At 68.5% G+C, this 19830-nt stretch carries 17 protein-coding genes; 12 read left to right on the top strand and 5 right to left on the bottom strand.

Going from position 1 to position 19830, the window contains the following annotated elements:
* Positions 1-28: 28 nt before the first annotated feature.
* Genes WPS_RS12230 through WPS_RS12180 form a run of 11 tightly spaced genes read left to right on the top strand, consistent with a single transcriptional unit; the run spans position 29 to position 12624 of the window.
* Positions 29-2251 carry a molybdopterin-dependent oxidoreductase gene (locus WPS_RS12230; RefSeq protein WP_317994763.1) on the top strand — a complete coding sequence of 741 codons (2223 nt, stop codon included), beginning with the start codon at positions 29-31 and terminating at the stop codon, positions 2249-2251.
* A complete protein-coding gene (nuoH, locus tag WPS_RS12225; protein WP_317994762.1) occupies positions 2248-3267 on the top strand; it encodes an NADH-quinone oxidoreductase subunit NuoH in 1020 nt (339 codons plus the stop codon). The genes WPS_RS12230 and nuoH overlap by 4 nt, the downstream gene beginning before the upstream one ends.
* Positions 3260-3895: an NADH-quinone oxidoreductase subunit NuoI gene (gene nuoI, locus WPS_RS12220; RefSeq protein WP_317994761.1), complete on the top strand. Its 636-nt coding sequence runs from the start codon at positions 3260-3262 to the stop codon at positions 3893-3895. Before nuoH ends, nuoI begins: the two co-directional genes overlap by 8 nt.
* A complete protein-coding gene (locus tag WPS_RS12215; protein WP_317994760.1) occupies positions 3892-4485 on the top strand; it encodes an NADH-quinone oxidoreductase subunit J family protein in 594 nt (197 codons plus the stop codon). The genes nuoI and WPS_RS12215 overlap by 4 nt, the downstream gene beginning before the upstream one ends.
* A complete protein-coding gene (nuoK, locus tag WPS_RS12210; protein ID WP_317994759.1) occupies positions 4482-4787 on the top strand; it encodes an NADH-quinone oxidoreductase subunit NuoK in 306 nt (101 codons plus the stop codon). Before WPS_RS12215 ends, nuoK begins: the two co-directional genes overlap by 4 nt.
* A 2-nt stretch (positions 4788-4789) precedes the next feature.
* Positions 4790-6748, top strand: a complete 1959-nt coding sequence (gene nuoL, locus WPS_RS12205; RefSeq protein ID WP_317994758.1) for an NADH-quinone oxidoreductase subunit L — start codon at positions 4790-4792, stop codon at positions 6746-6748.
* On the top strand, positions 6745-8220 hold the full coding sequence (locus WPS_RS12200) for a complex I subunit 4 family protein (RefSeq protein WP_317994757.1): 1476 nt from the start codon (positions 6745-6747) through the stop codon (positions 8218-8220). Before nuoL ends, WPS_RS12200 begins: the two co-directional genes overlap by 4 nt.
* Positions 8201-9649, top strand: a complete 1449-nt coding sequence (locus WPS_RS12195) for an NADH-quinone oxidoreductase subunit N (protein ID WP_317994756.1) — start codon at positions 8201-8203, stop codon at positions 9647-9649. Before WPS_RS12200 ends, WPS_RS12195 begins: the two co-directional genes overlap by 20 nt.
* Positions 9646-10101: a GNAT family N-acetyltransferase gene (locus WPS_RS12190; protein ID WP_317994755.1), complete on the top strand. Its 456-nt coding sequence runs from the start codon at positions 9646-9648 to the stop codon at positions 10099-10101. Before WPS_RS12195 ends, WPS_RS12190 begins: the two co-directional genes overlap by 4 nt.
* 40 nt (positions 10102-10141) lie before the next feature.
* Positions 10142-11365, top strand: a complete 1224-nt coding sequence (locus WPS_RS12185) for an FAD-dependent monooxygenase (protein WP_317994754.1) — start codon at positions 10142-10144, stop codon at positions 11363-11365.
* Positions 11362-12624 (top strand): ABC transporter substrate-binding protein, encoded by a 1263-nt coding sequence (locus WPS_RS12180; protein ID WP_317994753.1) that lies wholly within the window; start codon positions 11362-11364, stop codon positions 12622-12624. The genes WPS_RS12185 and WPS_RS12180 overlap by 4 nt, the downstream gene beginning before the upstream one ends.
* A 6-nt stretch (positions 12625-12630) precedes the next feature.
* On the opposite strand, the gene WPS_RS12175 is transcribed toward WPS_RS12180, so the two are convergent.
* The 5 genes from WPS_RS12175 to fumC all read right to left on the bottom strand — a co-directional run bounded on the left by WPS_RS12175 (position 12631) and on the right by fumC (position 18506).
* On the bottom strand, positions 12631-13425 hold the full coding sequence (locus WPS_RS12175; RefSeq protein ID WP_317994752.1) for an alpha/beta hydrolase: 795 nt from the start codon (positions 13423-13425) through the stop codon (positions 12631-12633).
* Positions 13426-13431: 6 nt separating this feature from the next.
* A complete protein-coding gene (locus WPS_RS12170) occupies positions 13432-13893 on the bottom strand; it encodes a hypothetical protein (protein ID WP_317994751.1) in 462 nt (153 codons plus the stop codon).
* 94 nt (positions 13894-13987) lie between these two features.
* The gene (locus WPS_RS12165) at positions 13988-15412 is read right to left on the bottom strand and encodes a glycosyltransferase family 39 protein (protein WP_317994750.1); all 1425 of its coding nucleotides are present in this window, start codon (positions 15410-15412) and stop codon (positions 13988-13990) included.
* A complete protein-coding gene (locus WPS_RS12160; protein WP_317994749.1) occupies positions 15409-17037 on the bottom strand; it encodes a hypothetical protein in 1629 nt (542 codons plus the stop codon). The genes WPS_RS12165 and WPS_RS12160 overlap by 4 nt, the downstream gene beginning before the upstream one ends.
* Positions 17038-17075: 38 nt before the next feature.
* Positions 17076-18506 carry a class II fumarate hydratase gene (gene fumC, locus WPS_RS12155; RefSeq protein ID WP_317994748.1) on the bottom strand — a complete coding sequence of 477 codons (1431 nt, stop codon included), beginning with the start codon at positions 18504-18506 and terminating at the stop codon, positions 17076-17078.
* Between the two features lie 134 nt (positions 18507-18640).
* Here fumC and WPS_RS12150 point away from each other — a divergent pair, with 134 nt between their 5' ends.
* Positions 18641-19825: a tetratricopeptide repeat protein gene (locus tag WPS_RS12150; protein WP_317994747.1), complete on the top strand. Its 1185-nt coding sequence runs from the start codon at positions 18641-18643 to the stop codon at positions 19823-19825.
* Positions 19826-19830: the final 5 nt, after the last annotated feature.

Raw genomic sequence — 19830 nt, 5'->3', positions numbered from 1 at the left:
TCGCGCGCTCGCTCCGGAGAGAACATTAGTGTCCGCCACCGTTCCGCAGACCGATCTCGTCACCGTCTCAATCGACGGGATCGACGTGCGGGTCCCGAAGGGGACGCTGCTGGTCGAAGCGGCGAGGTCGATCCAGCGCGAGATCCCGGTCTACTGCTATCACGAGAAGCTCGGCCCCGCGGGGCTGTGCCGCATCTGCCTCGTCGAGATCGAGGGGATGCCGAAGCTGCAGATCGCGTGCAACACCGTCGTCGCCGACGGGATGAAGGTCCACACGACCAATCCGAAGGTCGACGACGGACGGCGCGCGATCCTCGAGTTCTTCCTGCTCAACCATCCGCTGGACTGTCCGATCTGCGATAAGGGCGGCGAGTGCGATCTGCAGGACTACGCGATGGCGTACGGTCAGGGCGCGTCGCGGATGATCGACGCGAAGACCGCGAAGCCGAAGGCCGTCGACCTCGGTCCGACGATCGTGCTCGACGAAGAGCGCTGCATCGTCTGCCAGCGCTGCGTCCGCTTCGATCAGATCATCACCCGCGAGGCCTCGCTGCGCACCGAAGATCGCGGCGCGCACACGATCATCGCGACCGCGAGCGGCAAGCCGTTCGTCTCCGACTTCACCGGAAACGTCACCGAGCTGTGTCCGGTCGGCGCGCTTACGTCGAAGACGTATCGCTTCCGCTCGCGCCCGTGGGACAACCATCGCACGACGACGACCTGCACGCAGTGCGCCGTCGGCTGCCAGATGCACGTCGACGAGCGCGGCAACACGCTGCTGCGCACGATGAGCGTCGAGGAAGACGACGCGATCTCCGACGCTTGGCTGTGCGATCGCGGCCGCTACAACATCGGCTTCGTCAACGACGAGCGCCGCATCACCCAGCCGCTGCTCAAGCAGGACGGCGCGTGGATGCAGATCGGCTGGGACGACGCGATCGCGCTGTGGGCGGCCGAGCTGAAGAAGGCCGGCACGGCGGCGGGCGTCATCGGCGGCGGCCGGCTGCTGAACGAAGAGGCGTATCTCGCCGCGTTCGTCCACCGCGCGATCGGCGTGAAGAACCTCGACCATCGCGTCGGCGCGCAGACGGTCGTCCATCACGACTCCTTCGCGTCGCACGTCGATCTGGAGAACGCCGACACGATCGTCACGCTGGGCCGGCCGCCTTCGCAGCTCGCCCCGGTCTTCGATTTGCGCATCCGGAAAGCGGTCGCGCAGCGCGGCGCGCGGTTGATCTCCGTCGGCGACCACCCGGCGAACAGCTTCGTCGCCGAAACGCGCGCGACGAACGCCGAGGAGCTCCGCGTCGCGCTCGGCGAGAAGCCCGGCCGCGTCGCGATGATCTGGGACGGCGTGATGCTCCCCGACGGTCCTGCGTTGACCGCCCCTCTGATGGAACTCGCCGATGCGCTGCGCTACGTGCTCCCCGAAGAGCCCAACGGCCGCGGCGCCGACGCGGTGGGGATGCGTCCCGTCAACGGCGGCCTCAACACGCGCGCGATGCTCGAAGCGGCGCGCGACGGGAAGCTCGGCGTCCTGGCGATCCTCGGCGCGAACCCGATGCTGCGCTTCCCCGATCGCGCGCTCGTCGAAGCGGCGCTGCGCGCGACGCCGTTCGTCGTCGTCACCGACCTGTTCCTCACCGAGACGGCCGAGTTCGCGAACCTGGTCCTGCCGGTGTGCAGCGCGTTCGAGAAGACCGGGACGACGACCGATCTCGCCGGCGACGTCCTCCCGGTGACGGGCGCGGTGCGGCCGCCCGACGGCGTCCTCGCCGACGGCGACGTGCTCGTGATGCTCGCCGAGGCGCTCGGCGTCGCGCTCCCCGGCGTCGAGGCGATGGAGGCGGCGGTCCGCGACCTCGTCCGCACCCCGCCGGCGTTCGCGCCCGATGCGGCCGGCCCGCCGGCACTCGCACCGGTCCCCGCCAGCCGCCTGCGCGTGATCCGCCAAGCCGCGATCTTCACCGGCGGCGGAACCCTTGCGTTCGACGCGCGGGTCGCCGAACTGCGCACGGCGCCGCGGGCGGCGCTGCACCCGGCGACCGCCCACGCCCTCGGGGTCGGCGACGGCGACGAACTGCAGGCTGACGCAGGCGACGGGAACGTCGTGCGCGGACTGAGTGCGGTCCTGGATCCGCGCGTCCCGGAAGATGCGGTCGCGCTGGTCGACGGGATCGTCGCGGCACCGCTCAACGTCCTGGGCGGCGCCGGCTCGGTGAAGGTGCAGAAGGCTCTGGTGCCCGCGTGATCGACGCGCTCAACGCCGTGCCGATCTGGCTGATCGTCACGATCAAAGCCGCGATCGTCCTGTTCGTCGTGATCACGACGTTCGCGTACTCGATGCTCTTCGAACGCAAGATCATGGGCTGGATGCAGCTGCGTCCGGGACCCAACCGTGTCGGACCGTGGGGGATGCTGCAGCCTGCCGCCGACGCGGTGAAGATGATCTTCAAAGAAGATCTCACGCCGGAGACGGCCGATCCGGTGATCTATCGGCTCGCGCCGTTCATCTCGCTGATCACCGCGATGGGAACCTTCGCGATCATCCCGTTTTCGGCGAGCAAGGACGGAACGCTGTGGTCCGTCGGCAACGTCAACGCCGGGATCCTCTTCGTCTTCGCGCTGACCTCGATCGGCGTCTACGGGATCTCGCTGGCCGGCTGGTCGTCCGGCTCGAAGTTTCCGCTGCTCGGATCCGTCCGCTCGACCGCGCAGATGATCTCGTACGAGCTCTCGATGTCGATGTCGGTGATCGGCGTGCTGATCCTGGCCGGTTCGACGGCGCTGGGCGACATCGTGCACTCGCAGCTGAAACTGTGGTTCGTGATCCCCCAGATCATCGGTTTCGTCATCTACGTGATCACCGCGGTCGCCGAGACGAATCGTGCGCCGTTCGATCTCGTCGAAGCCGAGACCGAACTCGTCGGCGGCTTCCACACCGAATACTCCGGCCTGCGCTTCGGACTGTTCTTCATCGCCGAGTACCTCAACATGATCACCGTGTCGTGTCTGGCGACGCTGCTGTTCCTGGGCGGTTGGAACTCGCCGATCCCCGGGCTACCCTCGGACGGCGTCATCGGTTTGCTGTGGTTCCTCATCAAAGCCGGGGCGTTCTTGTTCTTTTACATCTGGCTGCGCACGACGCTGCCGCGCTTCCGCTACGACCGGCTGATGGACTTCGGCTGGAAGGTGCTCTTGCCGGTCGCGACCCTCAACCTGATCCTGACGGCCGTCGCCGTCGCCCTGTGGCCCGCCCATGCGTAAGAATCTCTTCAACGTCGGAGCGCTCTTCCGCGGCTTCTCGACGACGTTCAGCTACGCGTTCAAGAAGAAGCCGACGATCGAGTATCCGTCGGTGAAGAAGCAGCACGCGCCGCGCTTTCACGGCCTGCACGAACTGCGGCGCTACGACGACGGGAAAGAGCGCTGCATCGGCTGCGAACTCTGCTCGATCTCGTGCCCGGCGAACGCGATCACGGTGATCGGTGCCGAAAACACGCCGGAGGACCGGCGGTCGCCGGGCGAACGCTACGCGGCGCGCTACGAGATCGACGAGCTGCGTTGCATTTTCTGCGGCCTCTGCGAGGAGGCGTGTCCGACCGACGCGATCGTGCTGACGCCGCGCTTCGAGATGGCCGACTACCGGCGCGGCGCGTTCGTGTACGCCAAAGACCGGCTGCTCGTGCCGCCGGAGGCCGGCGTCGGAACGGCGCCCGACGAGCGGCCGAACGGGATCCCGGCGGATCTCGGGAGCGTGGCGCGCGCAAAGGACACCGTCGATATCGCGGCGGGGTACGAGGCGACGAATCGCGGGCACATCCTCAAAGATCAGCGGCGGGGACTGGCGGCCCTTCGCTCCCCGAGCCCGTCGACCGAACAAGGTGACGCGTGATCGAGTTTTGGATCCTCGCGATTCTGATGATCGCGAGCGCCGTATTCGTGATTAGCGCGAAGAAGCCGGTGTACTCCGTCGTCGGTCTGCTCGGGAACTTCATCGCGCTCGCGGCGATGTATCTGACGCTGCAGGCCGAGTTTTTGGCGGTGATGCAGATCGTCGTGTACAGCGGGGCGATCCTGATCCTCTTCGTGTTCGTCATCGCGCTGCTCTCGAGCGGCGTCACGCCGTTCGACGTGGGGCCCAACAGGGCGCGCGGGATCGGGATCCCGGCCGCGGTGTTCGGCGTGCTCGCGCTTGGAGCGATCGTCGTGACCGCGATCCGGTCCGGGATTCACGCGGGCGCCGCGCCGGGCGGCGCGACCGGTGACGCGGGCGTGTTCGGGAGCGTCGCGAGTTTCGGGGCGTCGCTGTTCACCACGAACCTGCTGCCGTTCGAAGTCACCGCGTTCGTACTGATGGTCAGCGTGATCGGCGTCGTGCTGATCGCCGGCGACGAAGGTCCCGGCGGCGTCCCGCGCCGCAAGAAGCGGCGCGCGATCGAGCGCGAGCCGATCGTCAAGCCGATCGCGCGGGTGCCGCGATGAGCATCGCGCCCGAGCAGTACATCGCGCTCTCGGCGGTGCTGTTCTTCATCGGCGTCGTCGGCGTGATCGTGCGGCGCAATCCGCTGATCATGCTGATGTCGATCGAACTGCTCTTCAACGCCGCGAATCTGGCGTTCGTCACGTTCGCGCGCGTCTGGTCGAACATCGATGGCCATATCTTCGCGTTCCTCGTGATCACCGTCGCCGCGGCGGAAGCCGCGATCGGTCTCGCGATCGTCGCGGTCACCTTCCGCCGCACGCCGCACGTCGACGTCGACGAAGTCGCGGCGCTCCGGGGCTGACGATGCTGCTCTATCTGGTTTGGCTGCTGCCGCTGGTCGGCGCGCTGGTCCTGTGGTCGTTCGGGCCGCAGCTCAAATCGTGGGCCGGGCCGATCGGTTCGGCGCTCGTCGGCGTCCCGTTCGCGGCGACGTGCGTGCTGTGGGGCGACGCGGTGACGGGGACGGGGCTGCACCTCCCGCTGGTCTCGTGGCTCGCGGGGTGGAACTTCGGCCTGCAGCTGGACCGCCTCTCGCTGGTGTGGACGCTGATCATCACCGGCGTCGGTTTCCTCATCCACGTCTACTCGATCGGATACATGGACGGCGACCGCGCGTTCGCGCGCTTCTTCGCGTACATGAACTTCTTCGTGTTCGCCATGCTGACGCTGGTCCTCAGCGACAACGTGATCGGACTGCTCGTCGGCTGGGGACTCGTCGGCGTCGCCTCGTACTTTTTGATCGGCTTCTGGTTCTTCAAGCCGTCGGCGGTCGCGGCGGCGCGCAAAGCGTTCGTGATGAACGTCGTCGGCGACGTCGGGATCATGTACGCGATCTTCCTGATCGTCGCGAAGACCGGACAGATCGGATACGAGCGCGTCCTGGGCAGCGCGACGACGGCGTTCACCCAGCAAGAACTGTTCCTCGTCTGCCTCGGGCTGTTCATCGGCTGCGCGGCGAAATCGGCGCAGCTGCCGCTCCACACGTGGCTCCCCGATGCGATGGAGGGTCCGACGCCGGTCTCCGCGCTCATCCACGCCGCGACGATGGTGACCGCCGGCGTCTACTTGGTCGCGCGCTTCGCGCCGCTGTGGAGCGCGTCGGCCGATGCGCGCAGCCTGGTCGGCGTGATCGGCGCGCTCACCGCGCTCGCCGGCGCCATTCTCGGCTGCGTGCAATGGGACATCAAGCGCATCCTGGCCTATTCGACGATGTCGCAGATCGGCTACATGATCATGGCCGTCGGCGTCGGCGCGTTCGATGCCGGGGTCTTTCACTTCCTGACGCATGCGTTCTTCAAGGCGCAGCTGTTCCTGGGCTCGGGGATCATCATTCACGCGCTCGCCGACGAGCAGGACGTGCGCCGGATGGGCGGGCTGCGCACGCGGCTCCCGTTCGCGTACCTCGCGATGCTGATCGGCGTCCTCGCGATCTGCGGCGTCCCCGGCTTCAGCGGTTTCTTCAGCAAGGACGACGTCGTGTACTCGACGTTCGCGGCCGGACGTCCGTGGCTGTATGCGATCGGCGTGCTCACCGCCGGCATCACCGCGTATTACATGTTCCGGCTGCTGTTCGTCACGTTCTTCGGCGCGTATCGCGGCGGCGTCGATCCTTCCGATCTGGGGATCCGGCATCCGGAGTTCGCCGGCACCGCGGCCTCGTCGGGTCGTCACGCAGAGGAAGAAGAACCGCACCAGCACGCGCCGTCGTGGCTGATGGCCGCACCGGTCGCGGTGCTGATGGTGCCGACGGTGCTGATCGGCTGGCTTGACGCCGGCGGCGAACGCAGTCCGTGGCTGCGCTACTGGGGCGATTTCTTTCCGCATCCCGCGGCGGCCGCCGCTCCGGCCCTGTCCGAGACGGCGTCGACGATCGTCGTGTTCCTCGTCGTGCTGATCGGCTTCGCAATCGCCTACCTGCGCTTCGCCGCGCCGGCAGCGCTCCGCGATGCGGTCGCCCGCCTGCGCACCGAGACGATCCGCGTGCCGGCGATCCTCGTGAACGCATACTACTTCGACGCGGCATACGATGCGCTGCTGGTGCGGCCGGCGCGCGCGCTCGGCGCGCTGATCGACCGCGTCCTCGATCCGCAGATCCTCGACGGCGCGGTGCGCGAGACCGCGATCTCCGCGCAGTGGCTGGGCCATCTGTTCCGCAGTTTCCAGACCGGGCTGGTCCGCACGTACGCGCTCTCGCTGGTGTTCGGCGTGCTGTGCTTCGTCGCGTACTACACCTGGTTCGCCTATGCGGGAGCAGGCCGATGATCGCGGTCGCGCTGGTCCTCGTTCCGATCCTGATCGGCCTGGGGCTCTACGCGTTGCCTCGCGGCGCCGTCGACGCGGCGCGTGCCGCCGCGGCGGTGATCGCCGGGCTGAGCGTCGTCGCGGTCATCGCCGATCCGCACGCCGCCGACGCCTCGCTGCATTGGCTCGCGCGCCCGTTCGACGCGTCGTTCCACCTCGGCTACGGGCCCGTCTCGTACTGGCTCGTGCTCTTGCTCGCCGTGGTGACGTTCAGCGCGGTGCTGACGATCCGCGGCGACCGCGGACGCGAACTCGCCGCACAACTGCTCGTCCTGCAGGGCGCGATGAACGGCGTGTTCCTCGCTAAGGACCTGCTGCTCTTCGCGCTGTTCTGGGACTTGATGCTGCTCCCGGTCTTCCTGGTGCTGATCGGGTCGAGCACGCACGCCCGTGCCGCGTGGAAATATTTGATCTACAACCTCGTCGGCGGGCTCGCGCTGCTGCTGGCGACCGCGGCGTTCGGCGTCGTCGCGGGGTCGACCGACGTGATCGGCAACACCGCCGCGCACCCGGCGATCGGGATGGTATGGGGGACCTGGATCTTTGCCGGCTTCGCCTTCGCGTTCTTGGTGAAGACGCCGGTCTTCCTGTTCCACACCTGGATGCCCGACACGTACGCCGAGCTGCCGCCGGCGGCGGTCGCCGTCGTCTCGGCGGTGCAGTCGAAGGCCGGTCTGTACGGCTTTCTCGTGATCACGCTGCCGCTGCTCGCGCCGGAGATGGCGCAGGCGAAGACGCTGATGTTCGTGCTCGGTTCGATCGCGCTGGTGTACGGTGCGCTCGCCGCGCTCGCGCAGCGCGACGCGAAGCGCGTCGTCGCGTACAGCTCGCTCTCGCATCTCGGCTTGATCCTGCTGGCGTGCTTCAGCGGGTCGGTGCTCGCCTACAGCGGTGCGGTCGTGTACATGGTCGCGCACGGGCTGTTCAGCGCGGCGCTCTTTCTCACGCTCGGTGCGGTCGAGATGCGCGAGGAGACGCGCGATCTTCGCCGGCTCGGCGGGCTGGGCGCGCGCAACCCACGGCTCGCCGGCGCGCTGATGCTCGGCGCGCTCGCAGCGCTCGGGCTCCCGGGACTTGCCGGCTTCGCCGGTGAGATTCTGATCCTCACCGGGCTCTTCAAGGCGGGCTGGACCGTCGCCGCCGTCGTCGCGCTGCTGCCGGTCGTGCTCGCGTCGGCATACATGCTGCGGCTCTTCCAGGGGATCATGAACGGGCCCGAAGTCCCGGATCTCCCCGAACGCCGCGACCTCACGTGGCTCGAGGGGCTCGCGCTCGCGCCGCTGATCGCCGCGTTCGTCTGGCTCGGCATCAACCCGAGCGCGGTCGTCGCGCTCTCGGCGAGCGGCGCCGCGGCGACGCCGCCGGCGGCGATCCTCTCGGCCGAATCGGTGCGCACTCACTCGGAGGCTTCGCGTGTCGCCGTCGCTCGCTAACTTCACGTATCCGAGCGCCGCCGACTACGCGGCGCTCTTGCCGTTCCTGATCGTGGTGGTCACGCCGCTCGCGGTGCTGTTCGTCGATTTGTTCCTCAAGGGCGAAGGGCAAGGACGGCGCGGCATCGCGGTGATGCTCGCGGTGCTCGGGCTCGTCGCGGCGAGCCTCGTCGAGGTGCGTCAGTATCCGCACGACTACGCCGCGTTCGGCGGCGCGTTCGTGCAGGGCGGGTTCTCGATCGTCTTCAGCGAGGTCGTGATCGTCGCGACGATCGCGACCTTGCTGCTCACCGTCGGGATCGGCCGGACAGATCAGGTCGCCGGGACAACGGCGCTGCTGCTGTGGAGCGCCGGCGGCGCGATGCTGATGGCCGGCGCCGCGAACCTGATGATGGTCTTCCTTGGGCTCGAACTGCTCTCGCTTGCGCTCTACGCGCTGTGCGCGATGTCATTGCGAGCGACCGCGCGCGAGTCGGCGCTGAAGTATCTGATCCTCAGTTCGATGGCGTCGGGCTTTCTGCTCTACGGTTCCGCGCTGCTCTTCGGGGTCGCAGGGTCCGTCGCGTTCGCGACGCTTGCGACGGCGACGCCGACGCCGCTGTACGTGCTGGGCGCGGGGCTCTTCCTGGTGGGGATCGCGTTCAAACTGAGCCTGGTGCCGTTTCACGTCTGGACGCCGGACGTGTACGAGGGCGCACCGCTCCCCGTCACCGCGTTCATGTCGATCGTCACCAAAGCCGGGACGCTCGCGGTCTTCGCGCGCTTCGCGTACGCCGCGCTCCCGCCCGAGCGCGCCGCCGCGATCCTCGTGCCGGTGTGGGCGGTCGCGGCGCTCTCGATGCTCGTCGGCAATCTCGCCGCGCTGGCGCAGACCGACATGAAGCGCCTGCTGGCATATTCCGGAATCGCGCAGGTGGGCTACATCGTTACCGCGTTTGCGGGGCAGACGGCGCTCGGACTGCGCTACGCGGTGCTCTACCTCGCCGGCTACACGTGCATGAACTTGGGCGCGTTCGCGGTGGTCGCGCTGATGTCGCGCGACGGCGACGCGGTCGTCGGGCTGGGGCGGTTCGCCGGGCTGGCCTACCGCCGTCCGTGGCTCGCCGCCGCGATGACGTTCTTTCTGATCGCGCTGGCGGGACTGCCGCCGACGATCGGCTTCACCGGCAAGATCCTGATCCTCGCGGCGGCGACCGGTGCCGGCTTCGCGTGGCTGGCGGGGGTGCTGATCCTCGGCACGGCGATCTCGGCGTACGTCTACTTCAAGATCGTGCGCGCGATGTTCGCGCGCGTCGATCCGGTGCACGTGCGCGACGAGCGTTCGCCGAACGCGCTGCCGTGGATCGTCGTCGCGTTCGGTGCGGCGGCGACGTTCGCGCTCGGCCTGGTGCCGCTCACGCCGTCCGACATTCTTCCGCTGGTCAAGTGACGATCCGCGAAGCGCGCATCGACGACGCGGCATTCGTGGCGTCGCTGGTACCGCGCTTCGTCGAACACGGCGCCGCCGACGGCCACACCCCGGGCGAGGTGATCGCGGGGACGACCCGCGTTCTGCACGGCGCGCTCGCAGAGCCGCGCGCCGGCGACGTATTCCTGATCGCCGAAGACGAACGCGGCATCCGGGCCGGTTTCCTCTACGCGGTGATCGAACGCGATTTCTTCACCGGCGAACCGTACCTCCACGTCTCGGAGATCGCCGTCGAACGCAGCGGCGACGGCGCCGGAGACCGGCTGATGGCCGCGGCCGAAGCGTCGGCACGCGAGCGCGGCTTCCGCTTCATCACCCTCAACGTCGTGGAAGAGAACCGCGCTGCGATGCGTTTTTACGAACGGCGCGGCTACGGGCCGGGCCACCGTCACTTCGTCAAGCGCGTGGACTGACAGGCGGGGACCCACGCTTCGCATCGCGTAGCGTCTTCCGGTGAGCGAGAGATCGGTTCCGGTCCTCATCGTCGGCGGCGGCATCGGCGGCCTCGCGGCCGCCCTGGCGCTGGCGAATCGCGGCGTGGGCGTCCACCTCATCGAAAAGTCGCCGGAGTTCGGCGAACTCGGCGCCGGCCTGCAGCTTGCGCCGAACGCGTCGCGGGCGCTCGACGCGCTCGGCGTCCTGCGCCAGATCGAAGGCTACGCCGTGTTTCCGCAGCGGATGCTGTGGATGGACGCGCTGACGGGCGAGCAGGTGACGGCGCTCGATCTCGGGTCGCCGTTCGTCGAGCGTTACGATTACCGGTACATCGTGATGCACCGCAGCGACCTGCTCAACGTCCTGCTCGCCGCGTGCCGCGCCGACGACAAGATCGCGCTCGAGACGAGCAAGGACGTGACGGGGATCGAGGATCGCGGTGCGTTCGCACGCGTGCGCTGCGGGGACGGCAGCGTTTACGATGCCGAGATGGTGATCGCCGCCGACGGCCTGTGGTCCCCAGTGCGCGCCCAACTCGTCGGCGACGGCGAACCGCTGTGCTCCGAATACGTCGCGTACCGGGGCGCGATCCCGATGGGCGAGATGTCGCTGCACGCCGGGCTCGACAACGTGATGCTGTGGACCGGGCCGAACATGCACCTGGTCCAGTATCCGGTACGCCGCGGCGAGCTCTACAACCAAGTCGCGGTCTTCCGCAGCGATCGCTACGATCCGCACTCCGACGACTGGGGGACGCCCGACGAGCTCGACGCGCACTTCGGCGCCGGGACCGACGCCGTGCGCGCCGCGCTGACGAAGTTCCGGCGCAACCGGCGCTGGCCGATGTACGACCGCCTCCCGCTGGCGCGCTGGTCGTTCAACCGGGTGACGCTCCTCGGCGACGCCGCCCATCCGATGCTGCAGTATCTCGCGCAGGGGGCGGCGCAGGCGCTCGAAGACGCGGTCGCGCTAGGCGAGGCGGTCGCGGCGCACCCGCGCGACGTCGCCGCCGCGTTCGCAGCCTATGAAGCCGAGCGGATCCCGCGCACCGCACGCGTCCAGACGACCGCGCGCGCCTGGGGCGACTACTGGCACCTTCCCGTCGAGCGGGCGCGCGCGCGCAACGCCTCGCTCGCCGCGCGGGACTCGCGCGATTATCGCGAAACCGATTGGCTCTACGCGTACGGAGCCCTTCCGCACGCGGCCGCTTACCGTTCCGCCGAAAGAATCGAGGATCGATGAACCGTTCGACGTTTCTGGCCTCCGGTGCCGCCGCCGGCGCCGCGATCGCAGCCCCACGCTTCACGCTGGCCGCCGGACCGGCGGCGACGGTGAAGGTCGGCTTCATCGAGTCGTTCAGCGGCGTGTTCTCCGATCTGGGCGCGTATCACAAAGCCGGTGCGCTGCTCGCGCTCGAAGACGCGAACAAGAGCGGCCGCGTGAAGTACGAGTTCGCGTACGGTGACGACGCGTCGAAGCCGGCGGTCGCGACGACCGAAGGCCAGCGGCTCGTCTCGCAGGAGAACGTCGACGTTCTCTTCGGAGGCACGTCGTCGGCGAACGGGGCGGCGCTCGGGGCGCTCGCACTGCAGAACGGCGTGTTCTACCTCGCGATCGGCGCGCAGGACTCCGCGCTCACCGGCGCCCGCGCCTCGAAACTGATGTATCGCTTCGGACCCAACGCGCGCATGATCCTCGCGCCGGTGCTGCGTCGCGCGCTGGCGCTGGGCAAAAAGTGGTACTTCATCCAAGCCGATTACGCGCTGGGCAAAGACGCGTACGCGCAATGTTCCGACGCGCTCAAGCGCGCCGGCGGGACCGAGGTGGCGCACGATATCGTCCCGCTCGGCACCACCGACTTCTCTTCGCAGCTCACCAAGGTCGCCACCAGCGGCGCCGACGTGCTGATGCTGTGCAACAGCGGGCTCGACGCGGCGAATACCGCGAAGCAATGGGTGCAGTTCGGGCTGAACAAGAAGATGCGCCTGGCCGGCGTCTCGCTCGAAGATATCTACTACAAGGCCTTGCCGCTCGACGCAGTGGTGGGCGCGACGTTCCCGGTGCTGTGGGCGCCGAGCGTTTCGCCGTCGGCGGCGAAGCTCGGGGCGCGGATGCGCAAGGGAATCAGCGGCCCGATCTCCGGACGTCACTATCTCGGGTACATGGCGGCGATGACGCTGTTCGACCGCATCCGCGCCGCGGGGACGACCGACGCGGAGAAACTCGCGGCGTCGTTCGAGAACTACACGTTCGAAGCGGCGAAGGCGACGCGCTCGCAGTATCACGGCTGCGATCACCAGTGCGCGCAGGACGTCTATGCGGGCGCGAGCGTCTCGACGAAGCAGTTCGAGAAGACGCAGTTCATGTACGACATCGTCTCCGAGGTCCCGGCGAACGAATCCGACGGCACGTGCGATTCGCCTTGGGCCAAGGCTGCGACGGCCGCCTTTGCGACGCAGAAAGTTGTCGCACGTCAGGGCTACACCGCGAAGACGGTCTAGCCCGCCTCAGCCCAGGGCCAGGTTCGCGATGCGGATCGTCAGCGGGTCGTACGGATCGTTCAGACGGTCGCACACCTCGTAATGATCGTCTCCGGCGCTCTCGACGTAGGCGCCGTCGCAACCGTACGGGGTCCACGCGTCGACGATCGCGCGGGCTTGGCCCTTGAAGGCATCGCTCTCACGCTGGCCGACGATCGCCGCGATCGTGCAAGGGGCCGCGGGCGGGAAGGCGACGGGGCTGAGCCGGCGCGCGCGCTCGTCGTCCAACTGCAGCCACTCGTTGACGTGGGAGCGCGCGACCGCGCGCAGCTCGTGGAGCCCGCTGATGGTCGCGAGGGCTCGTACCGGAGCGTCGACCGCGCACATCGCCGCGAGGTGGCCACCCGCGGAGTGCCCGGCGACGACGATCGACTCGGCCGCAAACCCGTAGTCGCTCGCGCGTTCACGCAGGAATGCCGCCGCACGCTGTGCCTGCGCCGTGATCTCTTCGAGCGGAACCGCCGGGGCGAGTCCGTAATTGACGAGGGCCGTCGCGACGCCGTGGGGCGCCAATCCCCGCGCGATGAACGTCACGTCGTCCTTGTGCAGCCTTCGCCAGTACCCGCCGTGAAAATAGACGACCAGCGGCGCGCCACGTCGCGGCACGAACACGTCGAGTGTCTCATCCGCCGAGGATCCGTAGCGCACGTCACGCTCGTGCGCCAGCTCCGCGCGCGTCTCGTCGCTCCAGGCACGCCAGCGCGCGAACGTTGCGGGCAGGTCCCGGGCCGCGGCAGCTGCGTCGTAGGGGTCGATCGCCACCGCGGGTTAGTTCGTCTTGGGCGGGAGGAACGCGATGTACTGCACGAGGCCGTCCTCGTTCCACGAGATCGCCATGTCTTCGAGACCCTTGTCGCCGATCGCACGGTAGACGTAGATCTGCGCGCCCTGCGTGGTCGTCTTGCGCAATTGCGTGAACGAGACGAGCGTGCCCAGCGACTGCAGCCGCGCGCGCCGCGACGCGACGAACGCCGCAGAGAACTGGGCGCGGCCGGCGGCCGCGTCGGGGATGAACTGCGCGTGCGCGTCGCTGCTGTAACGCGACAGATCGATCGTACCGCTCTGCCAGGCGAGAAACTCCGCGCGCGCTCGTGCCGCGAGCTCGGGCGACGGCGACGAGGCGGCGAACGCGCCGGGCGACGGCGACGCCGGCGAACCGGACGGCGACGCGACGGGACCGGGCTGTGCGGATTGCGACCCGTCGGAGCGGGCGAAGACCCGCGTCCCCATCCCCGGCGGTGCCGGAGTACTAGGTCCCGTTGCCAGGGTGGCGATCATCAGATTCGCGTTCCACTCCGAAAAAGGCGACCCCCGCCGCAGATCCCTACGTCTTCGGCGAACGGGCCGCGTCGAAGCGCAGCACGGTGATGCGCCGGTAGCATTTGCGTCCGGCGCGATGGAAGCGGTGCGGGATCGTCGCGAGAAAACGCGCCGCCCCGGGCGTCCCTTCGGGGTTCTCGGCGAGCGGGTCGAGGATCAGCCACAGTCGGCGATAGTCCGACGCGGTCGCCGGTACCGTCCCGGCGCCGGCATCGGCATGGGTATCGAACGGGAACGGCGTCCGGCGGGGAAAGATCATCGGCGGTCCGGCCTCACCGAGCCGGCGCCGGTAATAGGCGTACACGATCGAGCCGTTCTGCGGATAGATCGAGACGGCGTCGCCCGGCGACGCGTTTGCGAACACGTACGAGGCCGCGTCGCGCCAGTCTTCGATCCCCGTTCCGTACTCGGAACGAAGCGCCGGGATCGAAAGGAGCACCCACGCTCCGAGCGCCGCGGCGACGGTCGGACGCGAAAGCGCCTTCAGCGCCAGCGCGACCGCGATAATCAACGCGGGGAGCGCCTCGACCAGGTACTTGTCGACGAAGACCGGTTTCGCCAGCGAGGCGAGATACGCGATCGCGAGGGGAACGCACAGCCACGCTGCCAGAAAGCCGACGGCGCCGTGACGGAGTACCGGCTTCTTCCGGCTTGCGGTGAAGAATGCAGCCATGACGACCACCGCCGCGAGAACGAACGACGGCCACGAGCCGGCGAACTCCGCCATCAGACGCACGGCTACGCCGGGTCCGGGGCGCTGGATCCAGCCGTTGATTTCCCCGTACCGGGCGGCGATCAGGACGATCGGACTCGCGGCCGCGGCGATCACCGCCAGCGCGAGCGGGAGTCCGGAGTTCCACAGGTCGCGCCGTCTCAGCGCGCTCCAGAATCCGAACGCAACGATCGACAAGAGCGCGAAGAGGTGCACGTACGCGCCGATGATGCCCGCCGCGGCGAAGACGATCCAGCGCCGCCTTGTCGGGCGCCGCGCCGCGCGCAGGAACGCGACGGCTTCGAGCGAGCTTACGAGGATCAACATCGAATACGGGCGCGCCTCGCGCGAGACCGCGAACACGAACGCATCGGCCACCGCGAGGATTGCGGCGTACGCGGCCGCGGTGCGGCCGCCGAGCAGCGACGCCGCCCACGCGATCGTTCCGACCGACGCGGCGCCGCACAGCACGGAGAGCAGCCGCACGGAGGACTCGCTCTCGCCGAAGAGTGCGATCCACCCGTGCAGCAGCGTGTAGTAGAGTCCGAAGAACACATCGCTCTTCTGCAGCGCCGCGGCGAGGGACGCAGGATCCAGATGCGCGTATGCGACGCTCGCGCCCTCGTCGAACCACAGACTCTGCGAGCCGATGCCGACGAGTCCGAGCAGGACGCTGACGCCGCAACTGACGGCGACGACACGTGAGGCGCCGGTCACTGCGCGGTACCGATCTGCGCCTTCGGCGCGAGCGCCGCGCGAAGGCGGACGACCTGCATCTGCGGCGTGACTGCGACCGCAGCCGGCTTGAGCGTTGCGGAGTAACCCGCACGCGCGGGGATCGTCCGAGCGTCGAGGTCGACGACTCGATAGTCCGTCGTCTCGTACTCCTCGCGCGTCTCGTTCGCGTAGCGATACCGCGGCAGCACGAGATAGTCGTTCGCACGGCACTGCGTCGTAAACGCGTGTGGCGCATGCGCCACGTAGGCGTCGAGATACCGCTGCGCCAGCCAGTCGTCGTAGAGATCGTGAACTTCGCACACGCGCTGCGTCGCGGGGACGCGCTGCAAGGCGAGCGCGACATCGTGCGGCGTCGGCAGACGGTGCGGCCCGAATTTCGAGGTGAGGAACGCGGAGTCGACCCGTATGTTCGCCGCGAATGAAACGGCGGCAAAGACGGCGCACGCCGCGACCATCGCGCGATGGGTGCGCGTCGCGCTCGCCGTGCCGAGCACGACGGCCGTCATCAGGATCGCCGCGAACGCCAGCGGCAGGCGAAAGTGCGGGTAAATCGCCGCCACGTGCGCGGCCGCGAACAGGTATGCGGCCCAGATGACGGCGAGCGCGAGCAGCGCGCGCCGGTCGCCGCGGTAGCCACGCAGCGCGGCAAACGGAAGGACGATCCAGGCGGCGACGAGCGCCTTCCTCAGCAGCGCCGGCACCTGCGGCGCGACGAACTGGCCGACGGCTCCCGTGTAGCCGAAGAATGCGTTGCGCAACTGGGCAGCCGGTCCGGCGTTCGCGCTCCCCATCGCCGCTTTCCCGCCCCCTTCGAGAATCGTGCCGATCATCGCGTGCGTATTCGCCCAGCCGCGCGCGGAATCGCCGATCCAGTACGGAGCGAGCGCCAGAGCGGCGACCGCGAGCGAGAGCGCCGGTTCGACCCAGCGCCCGCGCCCGGACGCCGCGTGGACGATGCTCATCACCACGAAGGCGACCGGGACGACGAAGAGCGTGCTGCTGTGCGCGCTGACGACGAGGGCGAGCGCGATGCCGATGCCGGCCGCAGTCGCGACGCGGTCCGCCGGCGTACGCTCCGGATCGGCTTGACGGCTCCACAACAGGACCAGCGCGAGGAGCAGACATGGAATCGGCCCCGGATTCCACTCGCGGTTCGCGATGAAGACGTCGACGAACGTGACGCTCCACCACAGCGCGGAGAGCGCGGCGATCAGCCTGCGGCGCGGGGCGGGGGCGCCGGAAAGCAGGCGCAGCACGACGAGGTAGACGAGCGCAACCGACGCGATCGAGAAGATGGCGTTCGGAAGCGCCTGGAGCGCGGGCATCGCCGGGACGAGCGCCGCCGGAGCGATGAGATCGTAGTACAGCGGCGGCAGGCGGTACGATGCGAGGGACGTCTCGGGACCCAGCGTCGGCCAGGCACCGTGCCCGATATCGACCAGGCGAAACGCGTCTCGGGCCTGGTCACCGTAGAAATCGGCGTAGCCCAGCGCACCGCCCAGCCGAGTGAGCAGCGCGATTCCGACCGCGAGTGCGATGAGCGACGCAGAGAGCACGGAGAGCGGACGCTCGCCGTGCTCGCCGGCGCGTGAGGTACCGGACACTGCGACGATGGTACCACGCCGCAGGAACCGGCCGGGCGCTACTTCGGGCGGGTCATCTCCTTGGGGACGACCGACGCGTCGAACTCTTCGCCGCTGATGTAGTTCAGAGCGAGCGCCGCCTCTCTGAGCGTGCTGCCGTCGTGGTGCGCTTTCTTCGCGATCTCGGCGGCCTTGTCATAACCGATCTTCGGGGTGAGCGCGGTAACCGTCATCAGCGATTCGCTCAGATACTTGGCGATCACGGGTTCGTTCGCTTCGAGTCCCTCGACGGCATGCTCTCGGAACATCGTGCACGCGTCCTGCAGAAGCCGGCACGAGTGCAGGAAATTGTAGATCATCACCGGGTTGAAGACGTTGAGCTCGAAGTTGCCCTGCGAGCCGCCGAACCCGATCGCGACGTCGTTCCCGAAGACCTGCACGCAGACCATCGTCATCGCTTCCGACTGCGTGGGGTTCACCTTGCCGGGCATGATCGACGAGCCGGGCTCGTTCTCGGGGAGGATCAGCTCGCCGATCCCGGCGCGCGGACCCGACGCGAGCCAGCGGATGTCGTTCGCGATCTTCATCAGCGATGCCGCGAGCGTCTTGAGCGCGCCCGACGCGAACACGACTTCGTCGTGCGACGCGAGCGCTGCGAACTTATTGGGATGCGAGCGGAACGGCAGGCCGGTGAGTTCGGCGATCCGCTTCGCCGCGCGCTCCGCGAACTCGGGATGCGCGTTGAGACCGGTGCCGACCGCTGTCCCGCCGATCGCGAGATCGTAGAGCCCGTCGAGCGCTTCGCGGCAGCGCACGAGGTCGCGGTCGAGCTGGCTGACGTAGCCCGAGAACTCCTGACCCAGCGTCAGCGGCGTCGCGTCCTGGAGATGCGTGCGTCCGACCTTGACGATGTTCGCCCATTGCGTCGCTTTCGCGTCGAGCGCGTCGCGCAGTTTTTCGACCGCCGGCAGCATCGCCACCATCGCTTCCGCGGCCGCCATGTGCATCGCGGTCGGGAACGTGTCGTTGGACGACTGCGACATGTTGACGTGATCGTTGGGATGGATCGGTTTCTTCGAACCCATCTCGCCGCCGGCGATCTCGATCGCGCGGTTCGAGATCACCTCGTTGACGTTCATGTTCGTCTGCGTGCCGGATCCGGTCTGCCACACGCGCAGCGGGAAGTGCGCGCCGAGGTTTCCGTCGATCACCTCGTCGGCCGCCTGCGTGATCAGCGCCGTCTTCTCTTCGTCGAGTTTGCCGAGGTCGCGATTGACCAGCGCCGCCGCCTTCTTGAGCACGGCCATCGCGCGAATGATCTCGCGCGGCATCACGTCGCGCGGCGTCGTGTCGTCGCCGATGTCGAAGTGGATGAGCGAGCGCGCCGATTGCGCGCCGTAGTACTTGTCGGCGGGGACGTCGATCTTCCCCATCGAGTCGGTCTCGACGCGGGAGCGTCCGACCGAACCGTTCGTCTGCGTGGTCGCCATAGCCGGGCTGGCTTCGGCGCCGCCCCGGCGGGGCACTCCGCGAGAAACGTCGCATGGCCGCCGCAATCGGCCCTAGGCCCCGCGGCCATCAGGCGCTATACTGAATACTACGTCCGCCCCAGGGAGTGCGCGCTATGCGTGTCTTCGGTGTTATCGTCGCCACCGCGGTGTTCACGGTTGCCGTGACGGCGCCGGCTTGGGGCGAGGCGACTGCGGTAGCGCCTCCGGCGGCCGCCGCTTCCGGGACGGCCGGCGACGCGGCACCCTCGGCGATCCTCGACGCCGCACGTGCGCGGGTCGCCGCCGGCGACACCAAGGGCGCGATCGACGAGCTCGCTCCCTACGTCGCGAAGCATCCGAGCGACGCCGCTGCGGGCCGGCTGCTGGGCGACCTGTACTTCCGCGTCCCGGACTACGCGCGGGCCGAGAAGATCTGGCGCGGCGTGCTGGCGCTCGACCCCGACGACCGCGAGACGCACAGCCGGCTGGGCTCGCTCTACGCGGTGCAGGATCGCATCGCCGATGCGATCGCCGAGTTCCAGAAGAGCCTGCCCAACCGCAGCGGCTACGTGGGCTTGGTGACCATGCACCGGCGCGCCGGCGATCTGCCGGTCTATCTCTCGCGGCTCGAGGCGCAGACCCGCGATCATCCCTTCGACGCCGCCGCGTGGACCGAACTCGGACAGGCGCGCCTCCAGCTGCACCAGTTCGACAGCGCGCTCGAAGCGCTCAACCGCGCCGTGGGCCTGCGCCCGTCGGCGTGCTCCGGGCGTCTCGAACTCGCGTACCTGCTTGTCGATATGCGCCGCATCGATCCCGCGATCGCGAACCTCAAAACGTGTCTGCAGAACGACCACGAGTATTATCCCGCCCTCGTCAATCTCGGCGAAGCGTACCTGGAGAAGAACGACGCTGCGACGGCGCGGCCGTATTTCGACCGCGCGCTCAAGGTGCGGGCCGAAGGGTCCGAGGCGCTCGTCGACATCGGCTACATCTACGACATGACGGGCGACTGGAAGACGGCGACGGGCTACTACAACCGCGCGATCCGTTCCGATCCGATGCGGCCCGAAGCGTACATCAACCTCGGCTACGACTACAACGAACACCGCTTCTTCCCGCTCGCCGAAGCAGCGTTCATCAAGGGTCTGAGCGTTGCGGCGGACGACGGCCGCCTCCACTATCTGCTCGCGGTGACGTACAACGTCCAGGGCAAGATCGCGCTCGCGCGCGACGAGTACCGCCACGCGCTCTCCTCGGAAGAACCCGACGTCGTGCGCGCCGCACGCGCCGAGTTGGCCCTGCTCCCGCCGTCCTAACGCGT

Origin of the sequence: Vulcanimicrobium alpinum (assembly GCF_027923555.1) — a bacterium.
GTDB lineage: Bacteria > Vulcanimicrobiota > Vulcanimicrobiia > Vulcanimicrobiales > Vulcanimicrobiaceae > Vulcanimicrobium > Vulcanimicrobium alpinum.
Note: the sequence above shows the minus strand (reverse complement) of the source record. Positions and strands in the feature narration are given on the sequence as shown.

Coding starts and splice junctions, on each gene's coding strand:
- nuoI (WP_317994761.1), top strand. CDS start 3,260: ATGCGTAAGAATCTCTTCAACGTCGGAGCGCTCTTCCGCGGCTTCTCG.
- nuoK (WP_317994759.1), top strand. CDS start 4,482: ATGAGCATCGCGCCCGAGCAGTACATCGCGCTCTCGGCGGTGCTGTTC.
- nuoL (WP_317994758.1), top strand. CDS start 4,790: ATGCTGCTCTATCTGGTTTGGCTGCTGCCGCTGGTCGGCGCGCTGGTC.
- WPS_RS12200 (WP_317994757.1), top strand. CDS start 6,745: ATGATCGCGGTCGCGCTGGTCCTCGTTCCGATCCTGATCGGCCTGGGG.
- WPS_RS12180 (WP_317994753.1), top strand. CDS start 11,362: ATGAACCGTTCGACGTTTCTGGCCTCCGGTGCCGCCGCCGGCGCCGCG.
- WPS_RS12170 (WP_317994751.1), bottom strand. CDS start 13,893: ATGGGGACGCGGGTCTTCGCCCGCTCCGACGGGTCGCAATCCGCACAG.
- fumC (WP_317994748.1), bottom strand. CDS start 18,506: ATGGCGACCACGCAGACGAACGGTTCGGTCGGACGCTCCCGCGTCGAG.
- WPS_RS12150 (WP_317994747.1), top strand. CDS start 18,641: ATGCGTGTCTTCGGTGTTATCGTCGCCACCGCGGTGTTCACGGTTGCC.